Raw genomic sequence first — 13,125 nt, 5'->3', positions numbered from 1 at the left:
GTCGTTGGACCCGACCGGCAAGGGCCAGGCCCGCTGGACCATGCGCTGGAAGACAGCCTTGAACGCCTTCGACATCACCTTTGACGGCCGACTCTCCGCAGCCCGTCAGTAACCCTCAACAACCCGAGTTACACCGCTCGTTTGACAGACCCCAGCGATGTCAAAGGTGTCCAGCCGGAAGGACTTGATGTCCCCGATCAGCTGGATCCACTGCGCCCTTCGCTTGTCGACTCGGCCTTATGGACCAGTTAACTCGGCGCACTTTGGCTCTGTCTGCCGGACCATGGCCGAGGCAGGGTGGGAGTCCTTGAATTGGAGGTCTCCTTGAGTATCGCGTTCCTGCTGACCACCTTGGCCGTGGTGGTCACCCCCGGCACCGGAGTGGTGTACACCCTGGCTGCCGGGCTGTCCCACGGCCGCCGGGCGAGCGTGGTCGCTGCACTCGGCTGCACCCTTGGCATCGTGCCGCATCTGGTGGCGACGATCACCGGCCTCGCCGCGCTGCTGCACACCAGCGTCCTCGCCTACGAGGTGGTGAAATACCTCGGTGTCGGCTACCTCCTGTACATGGCGTGGGCCACACTTCGCGACAAGGAGGCGCTGTCCGTCGAGGGAGAGGCCGAGCCGCGGCCGGCGGCCCGTGTGATCGCTTCCGGGGTACTGATTAATTTGCTCAACCCGAAGCTGACGATCTTCTTCGTTGCGTTCCTGCCGCAGTTCGTGCCCGCCGACGAGTCTGGCTCCCTTGGCGCGATGCTCCGGCTCAGCGCCGTCTTCATGGCGCTGACGTTCGTCGTCTTCGCCGCGTACGGGATGTGCGCAGCCGCCGTACGACACCGCGTGCTGGCCAGGCCGAGGGTGATGACCGGCATCCGCCGGGGGTTCGCCGCTAGTTTCGTGGGCCTGAGCGCGTGGCTGGCGGTGGCGTGAGATGCGCGTCCGGCACGCGGACGCAATCTGGTCCGACCACCCCGGACTCGCCGCCGGTGCGCTGTGGGCCACAGGCGTTGGAGCCGCCCCGCGCGTCGCTGAATACACGCCTGAGCCGGAGCCCGCAGAGGCTGCGGTGGGCGTATGACACCATCGGCCCGGTGAACGAGGGGAGACGGGTAGCGGACGGAACGGCCGTCGTACCCATGGCGGCAGCCACGTCGGCGGACTGCGGACCCCCGGCCTACGGCTCCGATTTCCTGCAGCTCGACGCCGGTGACGCACCCGTCGGCGGCAAGGCGGATTGGCTGGCCCGGCGGCTGCGGCAGGCGATAGCTGACGGCCAGTTGGCGATGGGCAGCAGGCTGCCGCCCACCCGGGTGCTGGCCGCCGAACTACGCGTCTCGCGCGGGGTGGTCACCGAGGCGTACCGGCGGCTGGCCGAGGACGGCCACGTCAAGGGGCGTCGGCGCGGTGGGACGGTGGTGGTCGCGGCACCTCTCTTGCAGCCGTCGGTGCCCTGCGGGACCAGGCCGGGCCCGGCGCCAGTCGCCGCCGACCGGGCGGTGCCAGGCACGCTGTTCGCCGGCGAACCCAATGCCGACGTCTTCGACGCGCTGCGCGCTACCCGCGCGCGCATCGACTTCCCCCCCGGCCAGCCCGACCTCACCGTGTTCCCCCGCGCGGCCTGGCTGCGCGCCGACCGGGCCGTGCTCGCCGAGCTGTCCGCCGATAACCTCGGCTACGGCGACCCCCGCGGAGCCCCACAACTGCGCCGCGCCGTCGCAACCTGGCTGGCGACCAGCCGCGGCATCCGGGTGGAGCCGGACGAGGTGCTGATTGTCGCCGGCACCGCGCAGGCGCTCTCGCTGCTGCACCCCGTGCTGCGGGCGGACGGCATCGACAGTGTTGCGGTTGAGGACCCCGGCTCGCTCGGCACCCGCCAGCACCTGCAGAACGGAGCCCTGGCCACCCCACCGGTGCCGGTCGACGACGGTGGCATGCGCGTCGACGCACTGCGCGCCACCCGCGCCCGCGCAGTGCTGCTCACGCCCGCCCACCAATTCCCCACCGGCGTGGTGACGAGCGGCGCTCGCCGCCGCGAGCTGCTGCTCTGGGCGAAGGACGGCGGGCTGATCATGGAGGACGACTACGACGCAGAGCACCGCTACGACCGGCCGCCGGTGGCCGCCCTGCGCGCGTTGCTAACCGACCAGGTGTGCTACATGGGCAGCGTGTCCAAATTGCTCGCACCCGCGCTGCGGATCGGCTGGGTGGTACCGCCGCCCCGCTACCGCGACGCGCTGACCGACGCGAAACGCTTCAACGACCTGGGCAATGCTGTGCTGCCGCAGCTAGTGCTTGCCCGGCTGATGGAGTCCGGCGACCTGGAGCGGCATCTGCATCTGCTGCGCGGCCGTCACCGGCGGCGCCGCGACGCGATGATCAATGCCATCGCCGAGCACCTGCCGGGCGCGGTCGTGCACGGTGCGGCGGCCGGGCTACACCTAACCGTCACGTATGCGTCGGAGGTACCCGACACCGAGCTTGCCGCCGCCGCGCTCGCCCGGGGCGTGACGTGCCAGCCGCTGTCGTGGCACCGGCAGATGCCCGGCCACCCCGGCCTCGTCCTCGGCTACGCGGCCACACCGCCGGGGGCCATCGCCGACGGGGTGGCGGCGCTTGGCGAGGCGCTGCGCGAGCTGGCCTGACGCCGCCTTCGAACGAGAGGTCGTTCGCGACAATCGGCAAGGACGAGCTGATCCGGTACTTCACCCCCACCCCGGCGGACGAGGCGTTTCCGCGGTAGTTCCGTCGGGCCCAGAACGTGCTCGGCGCTGTGCAGTTGTCTGCCCTGCCTTGGCTGGGCTTCGTCTCCGATGATGTGTCCGCCGCTCCGCCTGCGGCGGTCGGCCGCCTGGCTCGCCAGCTTGGGCTCGCCGTCGCTGATCTGGCGGGCTACGGGGAGCGTGAGCAGACCCGTACCGATCATACGGCGCCCGACTCGACCTTGTTCGTCGCCGCGGTCACCGCCCTGCAAGCCGAGGCCAAAGACCTCTAGAACGAAGTCCTCGCCCTGGTCAGAGAGCTGACGCCCGAGCTCCTCGACCTGCTCGGCATCGGTCCGATCACTGCCGCTCAGATCCTGGTCAACTGGTCTCACCAGGGCCGGTTCCGGTCGGAAGCAGCCTTCGCGTCCTTCGTCGGCGTCTCGCCGATCCCCGCTTCCTCTGGGCTCACCAACCGGCACCGCTCAACCGCAGCGGAGACCGGCAGCTCAACCGGGCCATGCACACCATCACCCTGATCTGCCTGCGGCTTGACCTCACCACGAAGGCGTACGTCGCCCGCAGAATCACCGAAGGGAAGACCTCCCGCGACGCGCAACGATGCCTCAAGCGCGCCATCTGTCGCCAGATCTTCAAGATCCTCGGACGGACCGACCGAACCAGGATAGGAAGCATCAAAGAACTCACTCAAGCGGCTTGACACGACATAGCAGCCTCGGGGCCGCCGTCGCGCCAGGCCCGGGCGGTCTGCTCCAGCAGGTCTAGCGAGGGGACCAGGACCAGGACCCGGTCGCCGCTGACCTCTTCGGGCGTGTGCACGGCCACCAAGGTCTTACCGCTGCCGCGATCCGCGTCCGGGACCAGGGCGATTCGGCGCTGATCAACCCCGAGCACTCCAGTTGCCTATAGGTAACCGGAGTGGGGGAAATGCACACTGCAATACTGCATCTGTACACTCCATATGGCCTTTGACCTGCAGAAACGTATTCTGCCTCTTAACGCAGTACTAGACCGCCGCAGACGACGCGCGAGTCGTTGTCACAGCACCGGACCTTCGGCCCGGTACCCGGGGGCCAGCCCCCGGTCCCCCGCCAGCGCCCAGGCTGCGCTGGACCAGCCACTGCAACGGGGGCTAGCCCCCGCACCCCCAGCAGGGGCTCGGCCCCTGCACTCCTTCCGGGGGCTCCTTGCCCCCGGACCCCCCGCCAGCGCCTTTTGGCTGCGCTGGACCAGCCACTGCCGCCTGCCCTGCGCGGACTCCCTTACGGTCGTCCACGCACCATTCGGGGCCTGCGCCCCTCCCTGGGCAGTTGCCCCTGGGCTATCGGTCAATCTCCGTGGTGGCTGGTGTGATTGTCACGGTTCGATGTAGAGCGTCGGTTCTTCGTGGTGGCTGTCATGGGCTGAGGCCACTGCAGGAAACGGCACCTTCCCCCGTTGGCGACCTCCGGCCGCGGACAGGTGAACGCGAAAAGGCGCTGGAGGGAAGGGGGGCCGTTGTGTTGTCCGCGTACTCGGTTTGAGTGCACCACTGCGCATGAAGTTGTGTGCACCACTGTCATGCCACGTCGGCCGGGGTCGGGGGCCGGTGCGGGGTGCGTGTCCCGCTCGATGGCCTGGAGGCGGTTCTTGAGCCGGTAGCTGTTGCCGTTGATCGAGACGACCTCGCAGTGGTGCAGGAGTCGGTCGAGGAGCGCGGTGGCCAGTGGTGCACGTTCACTTGTACGCCGACATGTGTTCCTTGTTGCGCGGCGAAGCCGCCCGGAAGCTCCTTTGCCCCACTCCTTTACGGGTGCTGACACTGGCTGTTGCAACGCGCCGAAGGCGCCCCTGTGACCTCCAGGGTTCCTTCCGCTGGCCCGCCACGACCTCCGTGGCGGCGAAGGAGGGGAAACTCGGTTTCCGTTTGCTGGTGTGCAACCGGATTCCCGGCATGATGGTGACGACCTGAGCTCGATCCGCCGCCACAGCGGAGGTCGGTGGTCGGGGGCGATACGCCGATGCGGACAGATGCGGCGACACGCGGTATGCCCAGTTGGGTTTCCTATACGCAACTGGAAGGTATGGTGGGGCCCATTCCGATTGCTTATAGGCAAGCGGGCCGGGTTGGGGAGAGGAGGAGCATGAAGCAGCAGCGCCGGAGCACTGGACCTGTGAGTGCAGAGGCAGTGAACGTGGAGACCGGCGAAGTCGTGCAGCTGGCTTTGATGGGTGATGACGCGCTCAGTGGACTGCGCGAGCCGCGGAAGCCGATTCCCCCGCGCTACGACTGGCGGCCGCACCCGGGCCGCCACGTCAACGTTGGTAAGTCACTCCTGGCGAAGGTCTGGCACAAGGACAGTGGGTACGACCAGAACGCCCGCGATATCCTCGGCTTCTACATCGCACATGCACCAGAGTTCGGTGAGCCTCTGCGAATGACCTTCAAGGAGATCAGCCACACTCTGGGAGTGCAGCCCAACACGGTTCAGCGGTGCATCACCCAGCTTCACGCGGGAGGTCTTCTCTTGGAGAAGGAGAAGATCGGCCGTGTGAAATTCTACTCGCTGAACCCGCGGGCAGCCTTTGACGGCGGTGCTGTTGCTCAGGTGGCGGCGACCAAGGAAGCACGGCATCCGGTAGTTCCGGCGCCGGCTGCCTCGTCGCCTAGGAGGACAAGGAGGAAAGCCTCGTGACATTCCCCGCTCAGGAGCGCGTCGAGCTTCCGGTGACTGGAGATCTGGCACGCAGCATCCTCGCCGCGACGGCGTCTCTTCCCGGTGCCGACTACCGGGTGCTGATGTCGTATGTGACTGCTGTTCCCCTGGGAGAAACGATCAGGGAGACGGCGCAGGACGTGGCGGCGTTCCTCAAGATCTCGCCGGGCACGGTCTCGCGGAGCCTGAAGAAGTTGACCAGCACGGGTTGGCTTGAGGTTTCGTACCGAGTCGGAACCGTCCCGTTCTACAAGGCCGGTCCGCAGGTTCTTGAGATGGCCCAGGCCGAGGCATCGGAAGGCATGGGCCACGAGCAGCCTCTGGCCCAGGTGCATCACCTCCCGGTCCGTTCCACCGACGGCGGGTAGCCGCCCGTCGCCCGGTGTCCCTCCCCGTCTGCCTCCTGGGCAGGCGGGGTTTTTCTATGCCAGACGCCGGTTCGACCCAGCCGGTCTTGCCCTTGTGGGCGCCGGACGTCACCTTGACGTAGCCCCAGGCGTTCGGCTTGTCGCTGCGGCCCTTGTTGCACGAGGGCTTTCCGGCGGTGGAGGTCAGGTCAGGTAGTCGTGAGCGACACGGCGAGCGCCCCGATTGTAATGAAGGGCCCGAAAGCGATCTGGCTGCGGCGGTCATGTCCAGTGGTGAGCAGCGCCGCTGCGCACACCGCTCCGACGAGGAAGCCGGCGGCGGTGCCCCACCACAGGTGCGTCCAGCTGCTCCAGCCCAGCAACGCGCCGATGGCGGGGGCGAGTTTGACGTCTCCGAGTCCCAGCCCGGCGATCATGGCCAAGAGAAGGAAGACGGCGGTCAGGACGGCCCCGCCGGCGGCGGCGCGGCCCAGGCTGCCGGGCTCGCCGACCACGGTGGCCGCGGCGAGCAGCAGGATCGTTCCGGTGCAGGCAGGGAGGGTGAGGACGTCGGGGAGTCGCTGGACCGCGAGGTCGATCAGGGCCATGGCGATGCCGCATGCGGCGAGCCAGTACTGGGCGGCGGCGAACCAACCGCTCGCTCCGCCTGCCGCGATCGCGGCGAACGCGGCGGCGGTCGTGACCTCTGCTGAGACGGCGGGGGGCCCGATGTGCTCCTTGCACGCGGGGCAGCGCCCGGAGACGGGCTGCAGCGGCAGCAGGCGGCGGCCGAGAAGGACGCTGCCGCAGTGCGGGCAGCTGCTGCGGGAGGCCGCGGGCGCCTGGACCGACCGGGAGAAGACCAGCGGGCGCGCCGCAGCGCCGGCGAGGGCTCCGACGGCAGCGGACAGGGCAACGCCGAGGACGGACATGAACGGGGCTCCTTGAACACGTCCCGGCCTCACTTCCCGGGCCGGTCGACTCCGACCCTACGGCCCGGGCGGCGAGCCCCGTTTGTCGCCGTTGCGGAAGCACCACAGGCCAGCGGCGTCCGGGTGCGGCGACGCCGTTCAACCCCGTCGAGGCCAGGCCCTCGGTCTCGGCCGTGTACTGGACCGCGACGGCAGTAGTTACGCCCCCGTGTGGCGTCGCCCTGAGGCTACCCGCCCGGGCCGACACAGACAGGAGCATCCCAAGCCAGGGCCGACCCGGGCGGGACCCATGTGACCTCTCGCAACGAAGGCTGAGCGATTCCCAGCGAAGTCTGGTGACCGACGTTCTTTCTCATCGATGGTTAAGCGCGCTGGTCAGAGCGTTGGCCGAGCGGCGGGAGAGGCAGCAGCCGAGACCCCGGCCATCTACTGACTCGCCGCGAGTACGTGTGCACCGGGGGCGTCGCAGGCTTCTGACCTGCGGCGCTAGGCACTCAATGTTCGCTGAGAATCGCTCAACCTTTGCTGCGAGAGGTCACCATGTGATCTCTCGCAGGTTGAGTGGCTGTCTGGGGAGGCCGTTGTCCTGTGACAGTCGATCTTCCTCTTTGTCACTGAATCTTGCTCATGGGGACGGTTTTGCCACTACACCTTGCTCGGGTCCGACGGATCGAGGCGGAGACGTGCCTTTATGGCGATCACCGTGAGCAAGATCCGCTGACAGGATCCGAGCCGGAGAAGCTTCACTCGATGGTCTCAGCCAGGCTGCGTTCGCCACTGAAGATTCCGTACGCCGACACGCAGGTCAGCGGCGATCCGTTGAGGAAGATCTCGTGTCACCGGACAGCCGTGGGGGAATCCCGTTCCCGGCGACTTCGATCTGGGCTTCTTCGACGAGAGCGAGAGCCGCTCCGCCTGCCCCAGTACTGTGGCTTCGCATGACCGGCTCCGAGATCGAGATCACCGCAGACCTGGTCCGCGACCTGCTGGAGGAGCAACATCCAGACCTTGCAGGGCTGGCCATCCGCGAGGTGGCGGGCGGCTGGGGCAACCAAATATGGCGTCTCGGGGACGAGTTGGCCGTGCGCATGCAGCGCATGGACCCCACCCCGGAGCTCCAGCTCAAGGAGCGGCGGTGGCTACCTGTGCTGGCCCCGCTCCTGCCGCTCCCGGTGCCGACTCCGGTGCGGTTCGGTGAACCGTCCGAGCGCTTCCCCAAGCACTGGACCGTGATGACGTGGGTTTCCGGCGAGCCGCTGGACCACGGCTCGATCAGCCGCGGCGACCACGCGGCCGACACGCTCGCGGGCTTCCTCCGGGCCCTCCACGTGGAGGCGCCCGCCGAGGCGCCGATCAGCTCGGACTTCGGCGCTCACCCCAAGAAGTGCACGGACGGCTTCGACTACTTCTTTGAAGCCGTTGTCCCCGGCGGCATTGCCGACGAGGTCCGGGCCGTCTGGGACGATGCCGTTGCGGCCCCCGAGTGGGAGGGCCCGCCGGTATGGGTGCACGGTGACCTTCATCCCGCGAACGTTGTCGTCTCGGACGGAACGCTCTCGGGCATCGTCGACTTCGGTGCCATGTTCGCCGGCGACCCGGCCTGGGACCTCGCCGCCGCATGGGTGCTGCTCCCCGCGGGCACGGCCTCACGGTTCTTCGACACGTACGCGCATGCAGACGAGTCGGCGATCCGGCGCGCCCGCGGGCTGGCCGCTATGAAGAGCCTCTTCCTGATGCTCATGGGACAGAACGGAGATCGGGGCCTTCCCGGCGGCAAGCCGAACTGGGGACCCGCAGGCCGGGCGGCACTCGATCGCGTTCTGAGATGCGATGTGACGCAGACAGCGATGGTGCTCGCGAGACTGCCGCGTGGTCATCCGACAGCGAGCAGGCGGCAGACGATGCGGAAACCCCGCACCCCCTGATCGGCACGGGCTCCCATGCCCCTGGTGCTCGAATGCGTGTCGATCATGGGGATACCGGCGACGCCGGAAGCAGAGACTGAACGAACTCAAGGAGACGACCGAGCTGAAACCGCTCAACCTTCCTGCGAGAGGTCACCATGGCAGGTCAGGCCGCTACCGAGGCCCTGCCGGAATCGGCCTGCTGGTCGAGGCTGAACCAGTCCAGGTCGACCTCGGCGGCGCCTTCCCTCTCCAGGATCGGCCCGTACTCCTTCTCCAGCCGCCGGTACTCGTTACCGCCCGAGCGCGAGTTCATGTAGCCCGCCCACTTGCCCAGGTCGGCCTTGTCCAGGGGCAGCCCCGCGACCTGGTGGGCGACGTAGATGCGTTCGGCGCGCTGACGCGGCCCCTCGTCCTTTGGAAGGGTGGACAGGTCGATCTGTACAGGGCGCTGCTCCCCGCGCGCCTCGTCGTCACCTGTCCCGGACTCGGAGCGATCGTGCTGAGTGTCGGGCTTCTCGCTCCCGGACTCGTCGTCGGCCGACGCCTCGGGCTCGTCCCGATGCGCCGTGCCGCTCTCCCCGTCATCCGACGTGTCTTCAGGGTCCAGCGGTGCCTCCTCACTGCCGTCCGCCGTTGCCTCCGGCTGCGGCTTCGGTGCGGTGGTCGCGGGCGGGATCGGCGCCTCGCGCTTGTCTTCCTTCCCGGCCGGTTCGTCGGGCCCGCCTGCCGCGGCGGGCTCCGGCGCCGATGGCGGGGTTGCTGGAGCGGAGACGGCCTCGGGCGCCTCGGGCACGGCGGTCTTGCCGCTCACCTGGACCGGCGGCCGGGCGACGGAGAGCAGGGCGTTCGCCGCCGACCTGCCCACCGCCCGGCCCACGGGGGCCGGCGCGCCGGCCGGGGGTTGGGCGGGATCGGCTCTCTCCAGCGTCACCCGGGCCGGGGCTGGCGTGACGGGCGGTGCCGGGGCGGGTTCGGCCGCCTGTGGGAGCGGGCGCTGGGAGCCGATGACCCGGACGTTGTCGACCGTCGCGAGGAGCTCGGATCGCCACGCCTTCCACATTTTCACCGGTGCGCCGATCGGCCAGGGCAGCCACAGCAACAGGCTGTAGCCCCGCTCCTGGTCGGCCTTGCGGCGCTTCTGCCGACCCATGATCACCTGCTCAATCTTGAAGAGCAGCATCTCGAGCAGGATCGCGTAGACCAGCGGCGGCACCACGGCCAGGAAGGCACTGCCGGCACCCTGCCCCGGGGCGTGGAGCAGGTTCATCGCGGCGGAGGCGCTGACGAAGGCGAGCAGCAGAATCCGCGTGATGGCGGAGGAGCGCAGGGTGAGGGCCTCGAAGAACCGGATGAGGCTGAGGCTCAGCGCGCCGGCGTCGAGCAGCAGCGCGAATCCAGTGGCCGCGTCCCAGTCGCCGCCGTTGTGGGCGTGGGCGTACTCGCGCTGCGCCCCGAAGCTCAGCCAGGCGGCGATGCCCGCGAGGACGAACATCATCAGGCAGCCGATGGCGAGCGCGATCACGGCCATACGGCGCTGCCAGGCGTGGCGGCGCTGGAGCGCGAGCTGGGCGCGTTCCTCGGCGGTGGCGCTCTGCTCCCCGGCCCGGCGCCGGTGGCCGAGCAGCATACCGACGGTGACGACGGCACCGATGCCCGCCACGGCGAGGCCGGCGGGCAGCGCCCACTGGGACACGTTCATCACCGGCCTCCTCCCTGGGCGTGGCCTGCCGGGTCGGGGGGCCCGGAGTGCGGGTCCGCGGCGTGCTGCCGGCGGCGGCTCATGTGCGTGGTCTCCTTCGTCGGACGGTCGGCCGAAGAGGCCCCTCGCTCTCTACAGGTGTGGTGGAGCGGTGCTGTGTGACACCGAAGCACGGTGAATCTGGCGGGACTTGTCATGAGGCGGCGGATCCCAGGGTTGTAGGGTCCGCGAATCTGTGAGCAGTGTTTGCTGCGAAAAGACGTGAATCCGGGCTCGGTGCGCACTGGCTGTGGGGGTCCGCGTTGAGCAATGAGCGGCTGTATGGTGCGGTGAGTACTCACGGAGGGTGAGGGCGGGAAGCGTTTGTCGACGAGTTCAAGCAGCAGTTAGCGATCACACAAGCTCTGAATGTTCACGACTTTTGACGGCATTTCACGTTACCGATCTTGACTTGCGGTCGGTGCTCAGCAGTCGTGTCCGTTGCCCGGCAGGCCCATGACATTCAGCACGGGTTCTTCGCCCTGCGGGATTTCGAACGTGAAGTTCGCTCCCGATGGGCTCGTCACGAGTGAACACTGATCGCCGAAGGTCAACGGAGCGTAGGGCTGCCAGGAACAGCCAGCGCTGTCGAGGGCTGAAGCCACGTGCGCGTATGTGAGCCCTGCCGGGAAGACACCCCTCCCACCGACAGCCGACGGTGGGAGCTCGACGACGTCACGCCAGGTCTGGACACAGATGAGAGAGACCTTCTGGCAGCGACAGACACTCAGTTCAAGGTCTCCGTAGGCGAAGAGCCGTGGCCATCTCCTCTTCCTGCTCATCGTCCCGATGTCCCATGGTTCGCCGAACGCGACGGTCACATCGCTCCAGTCAGCTCCGATGAAAACGGGGCCCAGGCGGCCCGTTGTCGCCATGCTGGTCAGGACATCGAGTATCTCCACGAGGCAGAGCCTGACAGGTGCCCCGATCAGCAGTTTCCGAGGGGTCAGCCAGCTGCGGTCTGTTCAGCTCGTGCCCGGATCTCGCAGAAGGACTTGCCGATCACGTGGTGGTGGGCCGAGTCAGTCTGAGGAGGTGAAGCCCTCCGGTTGGTTGAGATGGAATGGAGAACCGTGGGTCTCGGGTGACCAGCCGTTGGCTCGAGCAGTGCGAATGTTGTTGGCGACGTCCGAGGGCAGGACGGGGGTGGCTGTCTCCCCCATCCAGTTGCTGGGATGCGGCTGGTTGGTGGTGATCAGCAGCGTCGTGCCCGGCGTCTCGGCGTGTTCGACCGCATAGGTGAGGTGAGACCAGACCATTCCTTGGTCGTAGGTCGGCCGTCCACGGAGCCTCCATCGGTAGTTGATGCCGTCGACGCATATGCGCCGGGAGCCCTTCTTGGGAAGTGCCATGTCTGCCTCCTTTGCCTGGCGGACAGTGGTGAACGGTGCCCGGGGCGCCTGGGTTTCCGTGGCTTCGGAATTGGCTATGCGGTGAGCCAGCGGTCGTCTTGGAACTCGGCAGGGATCTCGTCTTCCCACGGGTCGATCCCGCGGGCTTCCAACTGTTCGAACCATCGGTCCCGCTGAGACGCGGGCAGGCGCTGCCCGCACCAGGGGCAGAAGCCGATCGTGCTGCTCGATGTCCCGCCGTCATGGATGATCAGCCCGTACTTCTGGAACTTGACGTTGAATCGGATCAGGACGTCCGGGCAGTCGAAGGGGTCATCGTGCTGTTCACAGTGCCTCTTCACTTGGCTCGTCATCGCTTCGCAGCAGTGTTGGGTCATGGCCTCAGCTTCTCGTGACCGGCACTGTGGTGGGAAATGGATTCAGCGGCCTGATCGGCGACTCGGAGGATCTCGCGGGCTTCGAGCAGGAATTTGTGTCCGCGTTCGGTGGGCGCGAGGGGATTGATGGAACGGTCGATGATCTGGAAGCCGACGGCCTTTTCGATCTGGATCACTCGCTGCCGGAGAGCGCTGTCAGTCCCAGCGGAACTGGCTCGAGCGGCTGCGGCGAAGCTGGGGTGGCCGGGGACTTGGGTGATGGCCCGCAGTCGGCCGACGGCTTGCGCGGTCATGACGACCCTGAGCATGTCCTCGGACAGAGGACGGTGGAGGTTCAGGTGTCCGATGGCGTTGTAGCACTGCCCTCCAGCGGGGCGGATCGGGATATCCCAGGCTTTGGCCATCTTGGTGAGGTGGTAGTGAGTGACGCCGCGCTCGCGGGCGAGGTTGGCGATGTCGCGTTGGCGTTCGGTGTACTCGTGGTGGAGCCATTCGCGTGTGATGTCGGGGCGATCCGGGATGCGTCGTGGCCGGGGGCGGAGTGGGATGCCGTCTTGCCGGAGGAGCCGGCGGACTGTGCCGGGGCTGCACGACGCCAGGCTGGCGATGTGCGTGAGTTCCAGGCCAGGGCCTCCACGATCTTCGGATCGGCGAGCCGGTCTGCGGGCTTGACGTTGACCACCCGAACTGTCCCCGACGCCATGACCAGCAGGAAGTCCGGCACATGCCGACGCACGCGCCCTCCGACGCGGGCAGTCAGATGGCACGGCTGAGCGTAGATTCCGCGTACTGCGGGATCCATGTCGGCCAAGAGCAGTCGGGCCAGTTCCAGTCGGCTCTCATGCACAACGGGCCCGGCCATCGTCGCTGATGCGTAACGTCCCGAGTAGTGCGTCTGGCCGTGGACGGAGCGAAAGCTCCGCCATGGCACCGACCAAGTGAAGTCCGCCAACCGCAGGTCTCTGAAGGGGATCTTCCGCACCGACGCGTCGTCGTACCGGATCGACGCCATGGCCGGCGCATTCTTCACGCCGGATCGCGCTGGACTCTTAACGA

The 13,125-nt window shown here is 67.8% G+C and carries 14 protein-coding genes and 2 pseudogenes; 7 read left to right on the top strand and 9 right to left on the bottom strand.

Annotated features, from left to right (window positions below):
- The first annotated feature begins 324 nt into the window (after window positions 1-324).
- From OG293_RS40725 to OG293_RS40710, 4 genes and pseudogenes are all read left to right on the top strand, one after another.
- Window positions 325-930 carry a LysE family translocator gene (locus OG293_RS40725; RefSeq protein WP_331752557.1) on the top strand — a complete coding sequence of 202 codons (606 nt, stop codon included), beginning with the start codon at window positions 325-327 and terminating at the stop codon, window positions 928-930.
- A 206-nt stretch (window positions 931-1,136) separates the two neighbouring features.
- Window positions 1,137-2,642 (top strand): PLP-dependent aminotransferase family protein, encoded by a 1,506-nt coding sequence (locus OG293_RS40720; protein ID WP_331752260.1) that lies wholly within the window; start codon window positions 1,137-1,139, stop codon window positions 2,640-2,642.
- Window positions 2,639-2,923: pseudogene (locus OG293_RS40715) on the top strand (DUF4158 domain-containing protein); the annotation flags it as partial. The gene OG293_RS40720 and the pseudogene OG293_RS40715, both read left to right, overlap by 4 nt.
- 84 nt (window positions 2,924-3,007) lie before the next feature.
- On the top strand, window positions 3,008-3,238 hold the full coding sequence (locus OG293_RS40710) for a transposase (protein WP_331752555.1): 231 nt from the start codon (window positions 3,008-3,010) through the stop codon (window positions 3,236-3,238).
- A gap of 169 nt (window positions 3,239-3,407) precedes the next feature.
- On the opposite strand, the gene OG293_RS40705 is transcribed toward OG293_RS40710, so the two are convergent.
- Complete coding sequence (locus OG293_RS40705) at window positions 3,408-3,614, bottom strand: DEAD/DEAH box helicase family protein (RefSeq protein WP_331752256.1); 207 nt, start codon at window positions 3,612-3,614, stop codon at window positions 3,408-3,410.
- Between the two features lie 695 nt (window positions 3,615-4,309).
- A pseudogene (locus OG293_RS40700) lies at window positions 4,310-4,426 on the bottom strand (ATP-binding protein); the annotation flags it as partial.
- Window positions 4,427-4,843: 417 nt separating this feature from the next.
- Between OG293_RS40700 and OG293_RS40695 the strand changes: the two are divergent.
- The gene (locus tag OG293_RS40695) at window positions 4,844-5,395 is read left to right on the top strand and encodes a transcriptional regulator (RefSeq protein ID WP_406003907.1); all 552 of its coding nucleotides are present in this window, start codon (window positions 4,844-4,846) and stop codon (window positions 5,393-5,395) included.
- A complete protein-coding gene (locus tag OG293_RS40690; protein WP_331752252.1) occupies window positions 5,392-5,784 on the top strand; it encodes a helix-turn-helix domain-containing protein in 393 nt (130 codons plus the stop codon). Before OG293_RS40695 ends, OG293_RS40690 begins: the two co-directional genes overlap by 4 nt.
- 188 nt (window positions 5,785-5,972) lie before the next feature.
- Here OG293_RS40690 and OG293_RS40685 read toward each other — a convergent pair whose 3' ends face one another.
- Complete coding sequence (locus OG293_RS40685; protein ID WP_331752250.1) at window positions 5,973-6,695, bottom strand: A24 family peptidase; 723 nt, start codon at window positions 6,693-6,695, stop codon at window positions 5,973-5,975.
- 938 nt (window positions 6,696-7,633) lie between these two features.
- On the opposite strand from OG293_RS40685, the gene OG293_RS40680 reads away from it, so the two are divergent.
- Complete coding sequence (locus tag OG293_RS40680) at window positions 7,634-8,620, top strand: phosphotransferase (RefSeq protein WP_331752248.1); 987 nt, start codon at window positions 7,634-7,636, stop codon at window positions 8,618-8,620.
- Window positions 8,621-8,765: 145 nt separating this feature from the next.
- On the opposite strand, the gene OG293_RS40675 is transcribed toward OG293_RS40680, so the two are convergent.
- From OG293_RS40675 to OG293_RS40650, 6 genes are all read right to left on the bottom strand, one after another.
- The gene (locus OG293_RS40675) at window positions 8,766-10,301 is read right to left on the bottom strand and encodes a DUF2637 domain-containing protein (protein ID WP_331752246.1); all 1,536 of its coding nucleotides are present in this window, start codon (window positions 10,299-10,301) and stop codon (window positions 8,766-8,768) included.
- A gap of 464 nt (window positions 10,302-10,765) precedes the next feature.
- The gene (locus OG293_RS40670; RefSeq protein ID WP_331752244.1) at window positions 10,766-11,242 is read right to left on the bottom strand and encodes a hypothetical protein; all 477 of its coding nucleotides are present in this window, start codon (window positions 11,240-11,242) and stop codon (window positions 10,766-10,768) included.
- Between the two features lie 120 nt (window positions 11,243-11,362).
- Complete coding sequence (locus OG293_RS40665; protein WP_331752242.1) at window positions 11,363-11,692, bottom strand: hypothetical protein; 330 nt, start codon at window positions 11,690-11,692, stop codon at window positions 11,363-11,365.
- 74 nt (window positions 11,693-11,766) lie between these two features.
- Complete coding sequence (locus tag OG293_RS40660; RefSeq protein ID WP_331752240.1) at window positions 11,767-12,069, bottom strand: DUF6980 family protein; 303 nt, start codon at window positions 12,067-12,069, stop codon at window positions 11,767-11,769.
- Entirely contained in the window at window positions 12,066-12,473 is a 408-nt protein-coding gene (locus tag OG293_RS40655; RefSeq protein ID WP_406003939.1) for a hypothetical protein, read from the bottom strand. The genes OG293_RS40660 and OG293_RS40655 overlap by 4 nt, the downstream gene beginning before the upstream one ends.
- A complete protein-coding gene (locus OG293_RS40650; protein ID WP_331752553.1) occupies window positions 12,404-13,081 on the bottom strand; it encodes a TnsA-like heteromeric transposase endonuclease subunit in 678 nt (225 codons plus the stop codon). The genes OG293_RS40655 and OG293_RS40650 overlap by 70 nt, the downstream gene beginning before the upstream one ends.
- Between the last annotated feature and the right edge of the window lie 44 nt (window positions 13,082-13,125).

This window comes from Streptomyces sp. NBC_00829, assembly GCF_045161795.1.
GTDB lineage: Bacteria > Actinomycetota > Actinomycetes > Streptomycetales > Streptomycetaceae > Streptomyces.
This window is presented reverse-complemented; position numbering and strand designations above follow the sequence as displayed.

Coding starts and splice junctions, on each gene's coding strand:
- OG293_RS40720 (WP_331752260.1), top strand. CDS start 1,137: ATGGCGGCAGCCACGTCGGCGGACTGCGGACCCCCGGCCTACGGCTCC.
- OG293_RS40695 (WP_406003907.1), top strand. CDS start 4,844: ATGAAGCAGCAGCGCCGGAGCACTGGACCTGTGAGTGCAGAGGCAGTG.
- OG293_RS40685 (WP_331752250.1), bottom strand. CDS start 6,695: ATGTCCGTCCTCGGCGTTGCCCTGTCCGCTGCCGTCGGAGCCCTCGCC.
- OG293_RS40680 (WP_331752248.1), top strand. CDS start 7,634: ATGACCGGCTCCGAGATCGAGATCACCGCAGACCTGGTCCGCGACCTG.
- OG293_RS40675 (WP_331752246.1), bottom strand. CDS start 10,301: ATGAACGTGTCCCAGTGGGCGCTGCCCGCCGGCCTCGCCGTGGCGGGC.
- OG293_RS40665 (WP_331752242.1), bottom strand. CDS start 11,692: ATGGCACTTCCCAAGAAGGGCTCCCGGCGCATATGCGTCGACGGCATC.
- OG293_RS40660 (WP_331752240.1), bottom strand. CDS start 12,069: ATGACCCAACACTGCTGCGAAGCGATGACGAGCCAAGTGAAGAGGCAC.
- OG293_RS40655 (WP_406003939.1), bottom strand. CDS start 12,473: ATGGCCAAAGCCTGGGATATCCCGATCCGCCCCGCTGGAGGGCAGTGC.
- OG293_RS40650 (WP_331752553.1), bottom strand. CDS start 13,081: ATGGCGTCGATCCGGTACGACGACGCGTCGGTGCGGAAGATCCCCTTC.